At 72.3% G+C, this 16,139-nt stretch carries 14 protein-coding genes; 5 read left to right on the top strand and 9 right to left on the bottom strand.

Going from position 1 to position 16,139, the window contains the following annotated elements:
- Window positions 1–16: 16 nt before the first annotated feature.
- Window positions 17–733, bottom strand: a complete 717-nt coding sequence (locus ACGFIG_RS13950) for a hypothetical protein (RefSeq protein ID WP_393002568.1) — start codon at window positions 731–733, stop codon at window positions 17–19.
- Window positions 734–752: 19 nt separating this feature from the next.
- On the opposite strand from ACGFIG_RS13950, the gene ACGFIG_RS13945 reads away from it, so the two are divergent.
- The gene (locus tag ACGFIG_RS13945; protein ID WP_091630004.1) at window positions 753–935 is read left to right on the top strand and encodes a hypothetical protein; all 183 of its coding nucleotides are present in this window, start codon (window positions 753–755) and stop codon (window positions 933–935) included.
- Between the two features lie 10 nt (window positions 936–945).
- On the opposite strand, the gene ACGFIG_RS13940 is transcribed toward ACGFIG_RS13945, so the two are convergent.
- From ACGFIG_RS13940 to ACGFIG_RS13930, 3 genes are all read right to left on the bottom strand, one after another.
- Complete coding sequence (locus tag ACGFIG_RS13940) at window positions 946–2,616, bottom strand: right-handed parallel beta-helix repeat-containing protein (RefSeq protein ID WP_393002566.1); 1,671 nt, start codon at window positions 2,614–2,616, stop codon at window positions 946–948.
- 168 nt (window positions 2,617–2,784) lie between these two features.
- Window positions 2,785–3,204, bottom strand: coding sequence for an ArsC/Spx/MgsR family protein (locus tag ACGFIG_RS13935; RefSeq protein WP_393002564.1), 420 nt, complete (start codon window positions 3,202–3,204; stop codon window positions 2,785–2,787).
- A gap of 136 nt (window positions 3,205–3,340) precedes the next feature.
- Window positions 3,341–4,900, bottom strand: a complete 1,560-nt coding sequence (locus tag ACGFIG_RS13930; protein WP_393002939.1) for an MFS transporter — start codon at window positions 4,898–4,900, stop codon at window positions 3,341–3,343.
- 293 nt (window positions 4,901–5,193) lie between these two features.
- Between ACGFIG_RS13930 and ACGFIG_RS13925 the strand changes: the two genes are divergently transcribed.
- The 3 genes from ACGFIG_RS13925 (at window position 5,194) to ACGFIG_RS13915 (ending at window position 8,297) form a co-directional block, all read left to right on the top strand.
- Window positions 5,194–5,574, top strand: a complete 381-nt coding sequence (locus ACGFIG_RS13925; RefSeq protein ID WP_393002562.1) for a YciI family protein — start codon at window positions 5,194–5,196, stop codon at window positions 5,572–5,574.
- A gap of 47 nt (window positions 5,575–5,621) precedes the next feature.
- Window positions 5,622–7,067, top strand: coding sequence for an RNA polymerase sigma factor (locus ACGFIG_RS13920; RefSeq protein ID WP_393002560.1), 1,446 nt, complete (start codon window positions 5,622–5,624; stop codon window positions 7,065–7,067).
- A gap of 576 nt (window positions 7,068–7,643) precedes the next feature.
- On the top strand, window positions 7,644–8,297 hold the full coding sequence (locus ACGFIG_RS13915) for a C39 family peptidase (protein ID WP_393002558.1): 654 nt from the start codon (window positions 7,644–7,646) through the stop codon (window positions 8,295–8,297).
- Between the two features lie 109 nt (window positions 8,298–8,406).
- On the opposite strand, the gene ACGFIG_RS13910 is transcribed toward ACGFIG_RS13915, so the two are convergent.
- Window positions 8,407–8,763 carry a VOC family protein gene (locus ACGFIG_RS13910; protein ID WP_393002556.1) on the bottom strand — a complete coding sequence of 119 codons (357 nt, stop codon included), beginning with the start codon at window positions 8,761–8,763 and terminating at the stop codon, window positions 8,407–8,409.
- Window positions 8,764–8,923: 160 nt separating this feature from the next.
- Here ACGFIG_RS13910 and ACGFIG_RS13905 point away from each other — a divergent pair, with 160 nt between their 5' ends.
- A complete protein-coding gene (locus tag ACGFIG_RS13905) occupies window positions 8,924–11,782 on the top strand; it encodes an aconitate hydratase (RefSeq protein WP_393002554.1) in 2,859 nt (952 codons plus the stop codon).
- Window positions 11,783–11,902: 120 nt separating this feature from the next.
- Here the strand turns inward: ACGFIG_RS13905 and ACGFIG_RS13900 are convergent, their stop codons facing one another.
- The 4 genes from ACGFIG_RS13900 to ACGFIG_RS13885 all read right to left on the bottom strand — a co-directional run bounded on the left by ACGFIG_RS13900 (window position 11,903) and on the right by ACGFIG_RS13885 (window position 16,003).
- Window positions 11,903–12,514, bottom strand: coding sequence for an ATP/GTP-binding protein (locus tag ACGFIG_RS13900; protein WP_393002552.1), 612 nt, complete (start codon window positions 12,512–12,514; stop codon window positions 11,903–11,905).
- Window positions 12,495–12,881, bottom strand: coding sequence for a DUF742 domain-containing protein (locus ACGFIG_RS13895; RefSeq protein WP_393002550.1), 387 nt, complete (start codon window positions 12,879–12,881; stop codon window positions 12,495–12,497). Before ACGFIG_RS13895 ends, ACGFIG_RS13900 begins: the two co-directional genes overlap by 20 nt.
- A gap of 5 nt (window positions 12,882–12,886) precedes the next feature.
- Window positions 12,887–13,309, bottom strand: coding sequence for a roadblock/LC7 domain-containing protein (locus ACGFIG_RS13890; RefSeq protein ID WP_393002548.1), 423 nt, complete (start codon window positions 13,307–13,309; stop codon window positions 12,887–12,889).
- Between the two features lie 90 nt (window positions 13,310–13,399).
- Window positions 13,400–16,003, bottom strand: coding sequence for a nitrate- and nitrite sensing domain-containing protein (locus tag ACGFIG_RS13885; RefSeq protein ID WP_393002546.1), 2,604 nt, complete (start codon window positions 16,001–16,003; stop codon window positions 13,400–13,402).
- Window positions 16,004–16,139: the final 136 nt, after the last annotated feature.

The following is a 16,139-nucleotide window of genomic DNA, read 5'->3' as shown; positions in this document are numbered from 1 at the left end:
GGCCACGGACCAAACCTCAGCGCGGCGGGATGGCCACCTCGATCTCGGCCCCGAGCCGGGCGCCGCCCGCGAGCCCGAGGTCGTCGCCGCTCCAGAACCGGCCCGGGTCGTACCAGTTGGGACGCCGCCCCGCCGGCAGCAGCCCCATCGCCTCGTAGGTCACCGCGACCACCTCCGCGCAGTACGCCGTCTCTAGTGCACGGTCGCGCGCGGCCGTGCCGGCGGGCTCGGACGCCGCCGCCCCGACCCGCTCCGGCGCGGGTTCGCCGGGGCGCTTCCCTGCCCGGCCGGGCAGGGCCGGCAGGCGTACCGCCGGGACCCGGCCTCGCAGCCAACGCCAGGCGAGCTGGGCGGTGGACGGGAACGGGGTGCCGTCCAGGCGGGCGACCGTGCGCAGCACCGCCTTCTCCATCTCCGCGTCGGCCGGCGGGTCGAGCTGGCGCAGCCAGGCGCGCTGGCCGTACCGGTTGGCCCAGACGCAGACCGCGTCGCGCAGGTCGTGCAGCTGTACGCCGCGCTGGTGGGTGCCCGTCCACATGTCCGGCAGCGAGCGGCCCAGCTCGGCGTGCCACATCAGGGGCGGCATGTCGTCCAGCACGAGGGCCATGCCGACGTGGTTGACCGGGCTGTTGGTGGTGAACTGGATGGCCCGGTCGGGCACGCTGCGGCCTCGGAACACCCACACGTCACCGGTACGGGTCAGCTCCACGGCCTCGTCCAGGCTGATGCTCATGAGGGTCTACCCTAGGCCGATGCGGCAACGGATGCGGTGGTGGAAGGTGCTCGGGCTGGCGGGCCTCGCCGGCGTCGCGGCGTCGGGCGTGGTCATCGCGCGGGCGGAACGGCGGCGCCGGGCGTACACCCCGGAGGAGATCCGGGCCCGGCTGCGCGACCGGCACGCGGAGGCCACGGCGCCCGCCGACGACGCGCGCTGAGCGCCCGGCGTCAGTCCACCTCGTGGTGGTTGCGGTCCCAGCGCCCGCCGACCGGCGGGGTGTCGAGCCGCACCGCCCCGACGGCGTTGCCTGCCAGATCGTTGTCCTCGATCCGGCAGGACACGCAGCTGCCGGCCGACGTGATCCAGAGCCCGTAGGTCTGGGTCTGCTCGTCGCGGTGGTCCCAGATCCGGTTGCCGCGCACCGTCGCGGAGTCGAACGGCGCGTTGACGGTGATGCCGGCCCGGATCGGCGGGGCCGCCGGCAGTTCGTACGACGCCCCGGGCGGCGGCGTGTCCGCGTTCCAGCCGGTGGGGGAATCCGCCCGCACCTCCGCGAGGGTGAGGTCGGTGTCGGTGTTGGACACCACCACCGCCATGCGTGAGCCGACCCGTACCGCCTTGCCCCGGTGCCCGTCGTGCGGCCAGTGCGCCGTCAGGTCGGTGACGGAACGGTGGTGGTAGCGCACCGACTCGCCCCCGCCGGTGGCCGCCGGGGCGCACCTGCGGCCGTTGTTGCGGATCCGGTTGTTCACCACGACCGCGTCGGTCATCGGCCGGTCGATCCGGATCGCGTCCAGGCCGTTGTCCGAGAAGTCGTTGCCGTCGATGACCACGCCCGTCGCCGCGCCCGGGAAGCCGTGCCCCAGGTCGTGCTCGTGGTAGCCGTAGGCGCCGTTGGCGCTGATCCGGTTTCCGCGCACGGTGTACGGGCCGGGCGTGTTGCCCATGCTGATCCCGTCGCCGACGTTGCGGTCGATGACGCAGTCGCTGACGATGCCGCCCCGACCGGCGACGCCCGCCGTGCCGTTGCCCGAGACGTCGAAGCCCGCCTCCAGGTTGCCGGTCAGCGTGCAGGCGGAGACGATCAGGCCGTCGGCGCCCCAGTCGGAGATACCGAAGCGGTTCGCCTGGCTGTGGCAGCCGACGATGCGGTAGCCACGCGGCGGCGTCCAGTAGTCCTTCTGGAGTTCGAGGAAGATCCCGTTGGTGCCGTTGCCGACGGCGGTGCAGTTGGCGATCGTGAGGCGTTCCACGTCGCCCCACCCGCCGATGCCGACGCCGATCCCGGCACCGCCCATCTCCTCGCCGTTGTCCAGCCGGCCGCAACCGACCACCACCACGCCGTCGATGATGCTGTCCTGGAGGAAGTCGCAGCCGAGTCCGGTGGCGCCGGTGTGGTGGATGTAGAGGTTGCGGAAGATGCCGCGCACGACGTACTGGAGTCCGAGCCCCTTGGCGAGGTAGTTGTACTCGACCATCGCCACGCCGGAGCCGTCGATCTCGAAGTCGGCGAAGGTGCAGTCGGCGATGTACCGGTCGCGGCTCGCGCCGTGCTGCACGGTGGTCCAGAAGGCCAACGGGGTGGGGTCCGCCCGGTTCCCCTCGTTGCTGAGCACGAACCGCGTCGCCCCCGGGCCGGCGCCGATCAGCGACACCCCGCTGCGCCACACCGTCCCGGCGTCCCGGATCGAGTAGATCCCCGGCGGGCAGTGGATGACCCGGGCCCGCCCGTCGGCGGCGTACCCCTCTCCGAGGCGGTCGACCAGGGCCGACAGCGCCGGTTGGTCGTTCGTCACGCCGTCGCCGCGCAGCCCGAACTCCCGCGCGTCGCACCACAGGGGCGCCCCGGCGACGGGGGTGGGTCGCTTCGCGGCCGTGGACACGCCCTGTTGCGGCATCCGACCCCTCCTCTGCGGCGTCCGGTCGTTCGCGAGCGCCGCATTCCCGCCGTACCCGTCCGGAAACGCGCCACCCCGTCGGTGCCGGGACCGGCCTACGCGTCGGTGCCCGGGCCGGACTGCCCGTCGGAGGCGGGAACCGGGCTACGCGTCGGCGCCTGGGCCGGGCTACGCGTCGGCGCCTGGGCCGGGCTGCGCGTCGGTGCCGGGGGTCGCGCCGCTGCGGCGAAGCGCCTCCGCCAGCGCCCCGGCGGTACGCCCCACGAGCGCTCCCCCGTCGTCGAGCAGCAGCAGCGGGCGCTGGATCAGCTCCGGCGCGGCCACCATCGCGTCGATCCAGCGCGGCTCGGCCGCCTCGTCCCGTGGCCAGTCGGCCATGCCGAGGGCCACGGCGGCGGGCTCCTGCGTGCGGCACACGTCCCAGGGGCGCGCGTCGAGCCGGCGCAGCACCTCGGTCAGCTCCGCCGCGCTCGGCGGCCGGTCCAGGTACGGGCGCACCACGTACCCGACCCCTGCCTCGTCGCACGCGGTGCGGGCGGCGGCGCACTTCGAGCAGGACGGGTTGTTCCAGATCTCCATACCCGTCATCGTCGCAAGCGTCCCGCCGCCGGCCCGACGAGGGCGTACGGCCTACGGGTTCCGGCTGCCGCCGGAGTGGTGGTGGAGGCCCTCCACGGGATCCCCGTGCGACCCGGCCGGCGCGGACGGCTCACCGGTCGGCGGCTCACCGGCCTGCGGGGGCACTGGGCGGTGAGACACCGGCCGGCGGGGCGCCGGTCGGGGGGACGTCACGCAGCAGGCGGACGATCAGCACGGCGACGACCGCGAGGAGCGCGGCGCTGATCGCGGCGACCAGGTGCAGCCCGTCGACGTACGCCTCGCGGGCCGGCACGAGCAGCGCCCCGGCCAGATCGGCGGGCAGGTCGCGGGCGGCGACCACGGCGTCCGCGAGGCTCTCCCGCGCGGCGTCGGCGGCGTCGACCGGAACCCCGCTCGGCGGGGCGAACCGGCTGTCGTAGACGGTGGCGCCGATGCTGCCCAGGGCGGCGAGCCCGAACGCGAAGCCGAACTGGCCGCTGGTCTCGTTCAGTCCGGCGGCCGAGCCGGCCTTCTCCGGCGGCGCGGAGGCCATGATCAGGTGGATGCTCAGCGTCACCAGCGGGCCGGCACCGAGGAAGATCAGCGCGAATCCGGTCGCCAGGGTGGTCGGCCCGGATGTCGTGTCGGTCCGGGTGAGCACGAGCAGACCGACCACCGAGATCACCAGACCGGAACCGATCACGTACGCGGGCCGGAACCGGCGGGCGAGAACCGGCGAGACGAGGAACGACAGCGCGTTCGCCGCGACGGCGGGCATCATCCACAGGCCGGCCTCGAACGGGGTGAGACCCTCGACCAGTTGCAGGTCCTGGGTGATGAACAGCATGATCGCGCCCATCAGCAGCGTGCCGGACATCATCGCGCCGAGCGCCGTGCTGAACGACCGGCTGGCGAACAGCCGCAGGTCCAGCAGCGGATGCTCCAGCCGCTGCTGTCTGCGTACGAACAGCACGGCGCAGACGAGCCCGGTCACGACGCCGGCGACGGGCAGCGCCGCCCAGCCGTTCTTGGCCAGTTCCTTGAGCCCGTGGATGGCCGGCAGTACGGCGGCGAGGGAGAGCGCCACGCTGGTCAGGTCCAGCCTCCCGGCGTTCGGGTCGCGGTACTCGGGCAGCAGGACCGGACCGACCACGAGCAGCAACGCCATCGCCGGCACGCCGAACAGGAAGACCGAGCCCCACCAGAACCGCGACAGCGTCGCGCCACCGACCACCGGGCCGATCACGGCACCGGCCGAGAAGCACAGCGCCCAGATCGCGATCGCCAGCCCCAACTGCCTCGCGTCGCGGAACAGGGTGCGGATCAGCGACATGGTCGACGGCGCCAGGGTCGCGCCGGCCACACCGAGCGCGGAGCGGGCGGCGATCAGCATCGCCGGGCTGGTCGCGTACGCGGCGACGACGGAGGCGACGCCGAACGCCACGGCTCCGGTCAGCAGCAGCTTCCGCCGGCCGATCCGGTCGCCGAGCGTACCCATCGTGATCAGGAACCCGGCGAGCATGAACGCGTAGACGTCGGTGATCCACAGCTGCGCGATGCTGCCAGCGCCGAGGTCTGCCGTCAGCTGCGGCAGCGCGAGGAGCAGGACGTACACGTCGATGGAGACCAGCAGGGTCGGCAGGGCGAGCACGGCCAGCCCGGTCCACTCCCGCCGGCCGGCCCTCGCGGGGGGCGGGTCGGCCACGACGTCCCCCTGCACGCTCACCGGGCGCTCCGCCCACCGGCCGCGCAGGTCGCCGCCGGCAGGTCGCGGCAGGCGGCCGATCCCCGACACCCGACGACGTACGACAGTCCCGCGCCGATCCACGGTAGCTTCACCTGGATCTCCCTCCGTGCTCCGTTCGTCCTCTGGCATGGGGTCGGAGTGGGGTGGGCGGTCTTGCGCCGCGATTCCCCGGCGATGTCAAAGTCGGCCGCTCGGCGACGACCACTGAGCGAGCGGCGTCACCGGGGCGCCGGCCACGAGGAGGAGAAGGCGTGAAGTTCCTGTTGATCATGCACATGAACCCGCGGATCTGGGAGGCGCTCACCGAGGACGAACGCAACGAGGTCATGCAGGGACACGACGGCTTCACCGAGACGATCCGCGGATCCGGTGAGATGCTCGGGTCGGTTGCCCTGGCCGAGCCCGAGAACAGCGCCGTCGTCCGGGTCCGCGACGGCGTGCCCGCGGTCAGCGACGGGCCGTACCTCGAGGCCAAGGAGTACCTCGGCGGCTACTACCTCGTCGAATGCGCGAGCCGGGAGCGCGCCTTCGAGCTGGCCGCGATGATCCCGGACGCCAGGGTGGAGGGGCTCGGTGTCGAGGTCCGTCAGGTGGTCTTCTCGGCGGGGGCCGAGGCGGCGTCGGAGGGATGAGCGCGGCGGCGGCAGGGCTCGGATCGGCTGGACCGGCTGACGCTGAGGTGCTGACCCACCCGCCCGCCGGCATGCCGGACAGTGCCGCCGGCAGCGGGCCGGACGGTCCAGTCGGCAGCGGGCCGGACGATGCCGTCGGCAGCGGGCTGGACGGTCCCGTCGGCAGCGGGGCACCGCCGTCGACGACCCGGCCGCCGCTGTCGACGACCCGGCCGCCGCTGTCGACGGGCCGGCTGCCGGCGCGGGACGGTGAGGTGAGCAGCGACGATCTCGGTCGCCTGCTCCGGGAGCTGGCACCGCAGGTTCTCGGCGCCCTCCTTCGCCGGTACCACGACTTCGACGCCTGCGAGGACGCGCTCCAGGAGGCCATGCTGGCGGCGACGGTCCAGTGGCCGGTCGACGGAATGCCGGAGCACCCGCGCGGCTGGTTGGTCACGGTCGCCACCCGCAGGTTCATCGACCAGATCCGCAGCGAGCGGGCCCGCCGTGACCGCGAGACGGCCAGCGCGAACAGGGAGCTTCCGGACGCGATGGTCGCCCCCGGCCCCGACGAACAGGTCACGTACGACCACGACGACACCCTGACGCTGCTGTTCATGTGCTGCCATCACGCGCTGACGCCGGCCTCGCAGGTCGCCCTCACGCTCCGCGCCGTCGGGGGTCTGAGCACGGCTGAGGTGGCCAGCGCCTTCCTGGTGCCGGAGGCCACCATGGGCCCGCGCATCAGCCGCGCCAAGCAACGGATCCGGGCCGCCGGCACGACGCTGCGCCTCTCCGGGTCGGCGTACGCCGATCGACTGGGCGCCGTCCTGCACGTGCTCTATCTGATCTTCAACGAGGGGTACACGGCGAGTTCGGGCCCCGACCTGCACCGACCCGACCTGGCCGCCGAGGCTGTCCGGCTCACCCGGGCCATCCACCGGTCGCTACCCGACGACGGCGAGGTCGCGGGCCTGCTCGCGCTGATGTTACTGACCGACGCCCGCCGCGCGGCCCGTACCGACGCCGAGGGCGGCCTGCTCCCGCTGGCGGAGCAGGACAGGCTCCGCTGGGACGGCGACCTGATCGAGGAGGGCACGCGGCTGGTCACCGACGCGATGCTGCGCTGCCCACTCGGGCCGTACCAACTGCAGGCGGCGATCGCGTCCCTGCACGTGCAGGCGGCCGACGTGGCCGACACCGACTGGCGGCAGATCGAGTTCCTCTACCGGGTGCTGTGCCGGATCGCGCCGAATCCGATGGCCACGCTCAACCACGCCATCGCGGTGGCGATGACTGACGGTCCGGAGGCCGGCCTGGCCATGGTGTCGGCGCTGGCCGCCGATGACCGGATGGCCCGGCACCACCGCCTCACGGCCACCCGCGCCCACCTGAGGGAACTCGCCGGGGACACGGCCGCCGCGCGGGAGGACTACCTGCTCGCGTCCCGTCGCACCGCCAGCCTGCCGGAGCAGCGTTACCTCCGCGCCCGCGCCGCCCGGCTCAGTCGCTGAACACCCCACACCGAAAGCACGCACTGCCGTTGACCACACCCGTGATCAGGACGCCATGGACCTTAAAACCCCCAGATAACGCCCATGGCGCCCTGATCAACATGCACCCACCCCGCGCTTTGCCCTGACAGGGCTCCGGACGACGCACGTGCCTGATGCGCGGGCTGTCCCGGACGCGACGCACCCGCCGCCCCGGGGCGCAACGCACGGTTCGGGCAGGTGTCGGGCCACCTCGCCGCGGTCCGGTTCGCGGAGCAGCGTCCGGTTCGGGCGCTCCGCGATCAGGCGACCCGTCCCGTCTGTCCGGTTTGTGGTGGCGGCCGTCACCGGCCCGGTGGGCATGGCCCGGGGCCCCGGGTCGTTGTAACCACCGTGAGCGCGTGACCCCCCGAGCTAGCTCGACGGCCGGGGCGAGCCGGTCGGAATGCCGGCCGGGCCCGCGTCGTTACATCCCCCCGGAACGCGCACCGCCCTCTCACCCGAGGGCGCGCACCTGGTTCGACCTTTCCCTCAGCCCGCGACCACACCCACCCCCCTGGGTTGTGTCGCGACCCCCGATCGAAAGGTGTTGCCATCATGCGTACCGACATCTTCCGTACCAGCGCCCTGACCGTTGCCGGGCTCGCCTTCGCCGGCGGCGCCATCGCCGGCCCGATCACCGCCGCACACACCGCCTCCCCCACCGACACCCGACCCGCCACCGCCGGCAAGGACCGCAAGCACGGCGAGCGCGAACTGGGCGTGCGCTACGAAGCCCAGCCCAACTTCTACTACTGCGGCCCCGCCGCCGCCCGCAACGCCCTCAGCGTGCAGGGCAAGAACATCGACGTACACGGCATGGCCCAACGCATGGGCACCACCGAAGCCGGCACCAACTCCATCAACGACATCACCCCCGTCCTGAACAAGGAAACCGGCAAGGACGCCTACCAGTCGGTCGAGATCCCCGAGCCCAAGGCCGACGACAAGCAGACCGACAAGCTCCGCACCGACATCGTCACCGCCATCGACGAAGGCCACGCCATCGTCGCCAACATCGCCGGCACCGCCACCGACACCGACGGCACCACCCACTCCTTCGAAGGCGGCCACTACATCAGCGTCGTCGGCTACCGCGACAACGGCAACACCGTCACCATCGCCGACTCCGCCAACCCCAACCAGGCCTCCTACCGCATGAACATCGACAACCTCGCCGACTGGATCGCCACCCGCGGCTACACCTCCTGACACCCACCACGAACGAACGAAAGGGCCGGCCCCCGACAACGGGGACCGGCCCTTTCGGCATGCGCCGTGCGGGCCGTTTCGGCGCCATCCACCCCGACGGCGGAGGGGATCAGTCGACCGGGGCGAGGAACTCCAGCCGGTTGCCGTGCGCGTCCTGGCTGTGGAAGCGGCGCATGCCGGGCAGCTCGTCGTCGCCCCAGGTGACCGGATAGCCGGCGGCGGCCAGCCGGGCGGCGAGCGCGTCCAGGTCCGGCCAGAGCAGGCCCGGGTGGGCCTTGCGGGCGGGGCTGAAGTCGTCCTCCACGCCCAGGTGCAGCTCCGCGCCGTACGCCGTGAACCAGCAGCCACCACGGGCGGCGAGGGCGGGTGGCTTGGGCTTCTCGGTCATCCCGAGCACCCCCACGTAGAAGGCCCGCGACGCATCCTCGGAGCCGCGTGGGCAGGCGAGCTGGACGTGATGGATCATGGTGGCACCTCCTCGTCCCGAACGATGGCACGAGGTTGCGGAGTTAGCAAGACGGACGTACGGTTTTGTTGACGACGAGAATCGGCGGTAAGTGTCCCCTAACCACGGCGGCACCCCGACCGGTGCGACAGACTGCTCAGGACTACTCACGGTCGCTGGTGTGAAGGAGTACGACGTGGCGAGCCTCGACACCTTCGGTGCGAAGACCCAGCTACGCGTCGGAGACGCGAGCTACGAGATTTTCAAGATCAGCAAGGTGGAGGGCCACGAACGGCTCCCCTACAGCCTGAAGATCCTCCTGGAGAACCTGCTCCGGACGGAGGACGGCGCGAACATCACCGCCGACCACATCCGGCAGCTCGGCGCCTGGGATTCCGGCGCCGACCCGAGCGTGGAGATCCAGTTCACCCCGGCGCGGGTGCTCATGCAGGACTTCACCGGCGTACCCTGCGTGGTCGACCTGGCCACCATGCGCGAGGCCGTCCGCGACCTGGGCGGCGACGCCACCAAGGTGAACCCGCTGGCCCCCGCCGAGCTGGTGATCGACCACTCCGTCATCGCCGACCTGTTCGGCCGGGAGGACGCCTTCGAGCGCAACGTCGAGCTGGAGTACGAGCGCAACAAGGAGCGCTACCAGTTCCTGCGCTGGGGCCAGACCGCGTTCAACGAGTTCAAGGTCGTCCCGCCGGGCACCGGCATCGTGCACCAGGTCAACATCGAGTACCTGGCCCGTACGATCATGGAGCGCAACGGCCAGGCGTACCCGGACACGGTGGTCGGCACCGACTCGCACACCACGATGGTCAACGGCCTGGGCGTGCTGGGCTGGGGCGTCGGCGGCATCGAGGCCGAGGCCGCGATGCTCGGCCAGCCGGTCAGCATGCTAATCCCGCGCGTGGTGGGCTTCAAGCTCTCCGGCGAGATGCCGGCCGGCACCACCGCCACCGACCTGGTGCTCACCATCACCGAGATGCTGCGCAAGCACGGGGTGGTCGGCAAGTTCGTCGAGTTCTACGGTCCCGGCGTGGGCGCCGTGCCGCTGGCCAACCGGGCCACCATCGGCAACATGTCCCCCGAGTACGGTTCGACCGTCGCGATCTTCCCGATCGACGCCGAGACCGTCCGCTACCTGGAGCTGACCGGTCGCGACGCCGCGCAGGTCGCGCTCGTCGAGGCGTACGCCAAGGAGCAGGGCCTCTGGCACGACCCGGACGCCGAGCCGGAGTACTCGGAGCGCCTGGAACTCGACCTGAGCACCATCGAGCCGTCCCTGGCCGGCCCGAAGCGCCCGCAGGACCGGGTCCCGCTGGGCAACGCCAAGACGCTGTTCCGCTCGGCGCTCACCGACTACGTGGCCGCCGACGAGACCGGCGGCGATGCCGGCCGCAAGCCGGGCGTCCCGCAGCAGAGCACGCCGTTCGGTGTGCAGGGCCGCGCCGACGAGGCCAGCGCCGAGTCCTTCCCGGCCAGCGACTCGCCGGCCGTCGACGGCGTCAACGACCCCGCCGACGCCCCGCGTGAGCTCATCAACGGCGCGCTCGGCGCCGGCGGCCGGGCCAGCAACCCGATCCGGGTCACCGGCGCCGACGGCGTCGAGTACGAGCTGGACCACGGCGCCGTGGTGATCGCCGCGATCACGTCCTGCACCAACACGTCCAACCCGCAGGTGATGATCGGCGCGGCCCTGCTGGCCCGCAACGCCGTCGACAAGGGCCTGACCCGCAAGCCGTGGGTGAAGACCACCCTGGCCCCGGGTTCCAAGGTCGTCATGGACTACTACGAGCGGGCCGGCCTCACGCCCTACCTGGAGAAGCTCGGCTTCCACCTGGTCGGCTACGGCTGCACCACCTGCATCGGCAACTCCGGCCCGCTGCCGGAGGAGGTCTCGGCCGCGGTCAACGAGGCCGACCTGGCCGTCGTCTCCGTGCTTTCCGGCAACCGGAACTTCGAGGGCCGGATCAACCCGGACGTCAAGATGAACTACCTGGCCTCCCCGCCGCTGGTGGTCGCGTACGCGCTGGCCGGCACGATGGACATCGACCTGGCCAACGAGCCGATCGGTGAGGACAGCGAGGGCAATCCGGTGTTCCTGCGGGACATCTGGCCCAACAGCGCCGAGATCCAGGACGTCATCGCCTCGGCGATCGGCGCCACCGGCTTCAGCTCCGCGTACGAGGACGTCTTCGCCGGTGACGAGCGCTGGCAGTCGCTGCCCACGCCGACCGGCGACACGTTCGCCTGGGCGGACGAGTCCACCTACGTCCGCAAGCCCCCGTACTTCGAGGGGATGCAGCGGGAGCCGAAGGCGGTCGTCGACATCACCGGCGCGCGGGTGCTGGCCAAGCTGGGCGACTCGGTGACCACCGACCACATCTCGCCGGCCGGCTCCATCAAGGCCGACTCGCCGGCCGGCACGTACCTCGCCGAGCACGGCGTGCCGCGCCACGAGTTCAACTCGTACGGCTCGCGCCGGGGCAACCACGAGGTGATGATCCGGGGCACCTTCGCCAACATCCGGCTGCGCAACCAGCTGGTCCCCGGAGTCGAGGGCGGCTTCACGGTCAACCACCTGACCGGCGAGCAGACCTCGATCTACGACGCCTCCGTGGCCTACCAGGAGGCGGGCGTCCCGCTGGTCGTCCTGGCCGGCAAGGAGTACGGCTCCGGCTCGTCGCGCGACTGGGCGGCCAAGGGCACCATGCTGCTCGGCGTCCGGGCGGTCATCGCCGAGTCGTACGAGCGGATCCACCGCTCGAACCTGATCGGCATGGGCGTGCTCCCGCTGCAGTTCCCGGCCGGCGAGACCGCCGAGTCGCTCGGCCTCACCGGCACGGAGACGTTCTCCATCACCGGCGTCACCGCGCTCAACGACGGCGAGACCCCGCGTACGGTCAAGGTCAGCACCGACAGCGGCGTCGAGTTCGACGCGGTGGTGCGGATCGACACCCCGGGTGAGGCGGACTACTACCGCCACGGCGGCATCCTGCAGTACGTGCTGCGTCGCATGATCGCCAGCTGACGCACCGAGGCGAACGGGCCCCCTGCCGGCGTCGGCAGGGGGCCCGTTTCATCGCTCTGACGCACCACGCAGCTCGTGGGCGCGCCGGGGGAAGCCGCAGCGAGGAGCTACGGCGTCCGGTTACTCGGAGGCCGCCGCGCGGCGGCGGGCCTCGCGGGTCTTCATGGCGTGCTCCATCAGCGTGATGAGCACCTCCTTGCTCGACTCCCGCTGCCGGGCGTCGCAGAGCAGCACCGGCACCCCCGGGTCGAGGTTGAGCGCCGCCTGGACCTCGTCGAGCCGGTACTTGCGGGCCCCCTCGAAGCAGTTGACCGCCACGACGAACGGCGTGCCCCGCCCCTCGAAGTAGTCGATGGAGGGGAAGCAGTCGGCCAGCCGGCGGGTGTCGGCCAGCACCACCGCCCCGAGCGCGCCGAGCGCCAGCTCGTCCCAGACGAACCAGAACCGGTCCTGGCCCGGGGTGCCGAAGAGATAGAGCACCAGGTCGTCGCTGATGGTGATGCGGCCGAAGTCCATCGCCACCGTGGTGGTCGTCTTGCTCTCCACCCCGGAGAGGTCGTCGATACCGACGCCGGACTCGGTCAACACCTCCTCCGTACGCAACGGGCGGGTCTCGCTGACCGCGCCGACCATGGTGGTCTTGCCCACGCCGAAGCCACCCGCGACGAGGATCTTGATCGCGGTGGGCAGTGGCGTCGCTCCCGCCGGCCGCTCAGAGTGCCCGTAGTCCATTGATTACCGCCTCGAAAATGCTGTTGTCGGGAAGGCCGGCCGTGGTGTGCGGCTCGCGTACCTGTACCAGGCTGCGGGCCGCCAGGTCACCGAGAAGGACCCGGATTGTGCCCACCGGCAGGTCCAGGTGGGCGGCGATCTCGGCGACGGACTGGATCCGCTGGCAGAGCCCGACGATCGCCAGGTGCTCCGGGCCCAGCCCGACCTCCGGGGTCACGTCCCCGCGGGTCGCCGTCACCAGGGAAATCAGGTCGAACGTGCCGGTGACCGGCCGTGCCCGGCCACGCGTCACCGCGTACGGGCGCACGACCGGGCCGGCATGGTCGTCGACCCACTGGTGCTCCGAGGACTCCCCCTGCACCGTCATCGCGGCTACTTCTCGCCGGTCTGCTGCTCGCCGGTCCGCGTCGGCGACGCCACGTACTTGCCGACGCGGGTGACCAGCATCGCCATCTCGTAGGCGATCAGGCCGACGTCGGCGTCCTCGCTCGCGAGGACGGCGAGGCAGGCGTTGCGCCCGGCCGCTGTGACGAACAGGAACGACGACTGCATCTCGATGATGGTCTGCTGCACCTGCCCGCCACCGAAACGCTTGCCCGCACCTCGGGCCAGGCTCTGGATGCCGGCCGCCATGGCCGCCAGGTGCTCGGCGTCGTCCCGGCCGAGCCCTCGCGAGGCGGCCATCAGCAGGCCGTCCGTCGAGAGCGCAACCGCGTGGTCGGCCTGCTTCACCCGGCCGACCAGATCATCCAGCAACCACGTCAGGTCGGCACTCGAAGCCGTCTTCTGCGCCACTCGTCGTCCTCTTCTCCCCCGGCACTTGTCGCCGTGATCGTCTCGGCGGCCCGCCACGCCACGGGATTCCCCGCACCGTGGCGGCGCCGATCAGGTCGCTTGCAGGTCGTCGCCGGCGTCGGGTTCCTCGCCGGCCTCGGTTCGGCTGTCGCCCGCTCCACCCAACAGCCGGGCGGCGTCCGTACGGCCACGCCGGGTGCCGGTCTGGTAGGAGCTCATCATCCGGCGCACCTGCTCCGGCGGGCGCACCTCGTCGTCGGTGTCGTCGTCCCCGGCGGTCGCCGGATCGTCGCGAAGCTCCGGGACGATGCTGGCCTGCCGGACCCGCACGGGCAGCCCCGAGTCGGTACGCGCCGTCACCTGGCGGGCCGTCGGCGCCGGGCCGCCGGCAGCGGTGGATCCGGTGCCGGGCTCCGGTGCGCCCGGTGTCCCGGTCGCCTCGGTCGTCCCCGCCGGCGTGGGCCGGGCGGCGGTCACCGGCAGGCCGGTCGGGAAGGTCGGGCCGTCCAGGGCGTACTGCTCGGATCCGCCCCTGGGCCGCGCGGGCAGCCGCGCGTCGAGGGCCGGGGCGGCAGCCGGCAGGCTCCGGCCGCGCGACCGGGTCGGCAGGGCATCCCCGTCGGCCTCCATCGCGGTGGCGTCGTCGGCCTCCGGGGACTGCCGGGCGCGGGGCGCGAACGGCGGCTCGGCCAGCGCCACCGGCGCCGCGGCCAGCGGCGGCTCGGCGGCAGGCGGCGCCTGCTCGGGCGTGCCGGAGACCGGGCCGGTGGCGGCGGGCAGGCCGGTGGGGAACCCGCCGGAGGTGCTCGGGTCCTCGTCCCCGGCGGTCACCAGCTCGGCCGGGATCAGCACGACGGCCGTGGTGCCGCCGTACGCGGACTCCTTGAGCTGCACCCGCACACCGTGCCGCTCGGTCAGCCGGCTGACCACGTAGAGCCCGAGGCGGGAGGCGTTGGCCAGGTTCAGCTCGGACTGGTCGACGATCCGGTGGTTCGCGGCGGCCAGGTCCTCCTCGCTCATGCCCAGGCCGCGGTCCTCGATCTCGATGGCGAAACCGTTGGACACCATCTGCCCGCGCACCTCGACGGTGGTGTGCGGCGGGGAGAACGACAGCCCGTTCTCGATCAGCTCGGCGAGCAGGTGGATGACGTCGCCGACCGCCCGGCCGGTGAGCGAGACCGCACCCAGCGGCAGCACGTTGACCCGGGTGTAGTCCTCGACCTCGGCGACCGCGCCCCGGACGACGTCGACCATCGGCACGTTGCGCCGCCAGGCGCGGCCGGGGGTCGAGCCGGAGAGCACGATCAGGTTCTCCGCGTTGCGCCGCATCCGGGTGGCCAGGTGGTCGACCCGGAACAGGTCCTCCAGCTCCTCGGCGTCGTGCTCGCGGCGCTCCATCGCGTCGAGCAGGGTGAGCTGACGGTGCACCAGCGCCTGGGTGCGCCGGGCCAGGCTCAGGAAGACCTCGCGTACGTTGCGGCGCAGCTCGGCCTGCTCGACGGCGGTGCGGATCGCGGTCTCCTGCACGGCGTTGAACGCCTTGCCCACCTGGCCGATCTCGTCGTCGCCGAACTCCAGCGGCGGCGCCTCCTTGGCGACGTCGACCTCCTCGCCGTGGCCGAGCCGCTCGACCACACCGGGCAGCCGTTCGTTGGCGAGCCGGAAGGCGGCCTCGCGCAGCCGTTCCAACTGCTGCACGAGGGCCCGGGCGGTGGTGATCGACACGACGATCGAGGCGATGACGGCGAGCAGGCCCAGACCGGCGGCCAGCACCAGCCGCAGGACGACACCGACGGCGATCGGCGCGGCCCGTTCCACGAGGGCGTCACCGGCCTCGATGATGAAGCGCTGCTGCTCCTCGACGACCACGTCGGCCGCCGCGCGCCACTCGGCCGCCGAGACCGGTGGCGCGCCGCCCGCCCGGCCCTGTACGACGACGCGGTCCTCCAGGGCCCGGAAGGCGGTGAACGCCTCGCCGGCGAGCAGTGCCTCGTAGCGGGTCCGGTCGGCGCTCGAAAGGTCGGTGCGGACCTGGCTGTCCAGGTAGCGCTGGGCGCCCGTGGCGCGGGCGAAGGCGGCGGTCTCCTCGGGCGTCATCCGGCCGGCGGCCAGGGCGCCGGTGATGAGGGCGTCCTCCTGGGACATGAGTTCGCGGATCCGGACGAGCTCGATCAGCGCCGCGGTCTCCTGCGTGAACCGCTCGTCGTCCAGGTTGCCCAGCGACCCGTACATACGCAGCACCGAGTCGATCAGCTCGGTGTACGCGCGGGTGGCGGCGGCCCGGTCCACCTGACGGTCGCGGATGGACTCGCGTACGCCGTCGAGCCGGTCCAGCCCGGCGACGACCGTGTCGATCTGCCGCTGGCTCTCGTCGGCCGCCAGGTCCACCCGCCAGCTGCTCACGGACTCGCGGAAGTCGTCGGCGACCTTCTCGGTCCGCTGCCACTGCGCGTCGAGCTGTTCGCGCTCGGCCGCGCCGGAGCCGCCCAGGTACGCCGCGGACGCCCGGCGTTCGGCCTGCAACTCCAGCACCAGCGGCTCACCCGGTTGGGCGACCTGCGCGTCGAGCACCTGCACCCAGAGGAGACTGACACCTTCCCGGAGGGTCACCCACGCGGCGAACGCCCACAGCGCAACGAGTGAGGCCAGCAGAGCCACGACTTTCCGGCGCAGATTGGAACTGCGGGAACCCATTGAAAACCATCCCTGGCGGGGAGTCTGATTCATCCGATCGGCGGCTTCCGCATGGCGCTTCGACCGACCCGGCGCACGGTAGCAGTGTCGGGACGATCACTCAAGCAGTGCTGATCATGACCGGTGCGTGGTGGAC

Source organism: Micromonospora sp. NPDC049048, from assembly GCF_043197615.1.
Lineage (GTDB): Bacteria > Actinomycetota > Actinomycetes > Mycobacteriales > Micromonosporaceae > Micromonospora.
The sequence above is the reverse complement of the archived record's forward strand: the minus strand, read 5'-3'. Positions and strand labels throughout refer to the sequence as shown.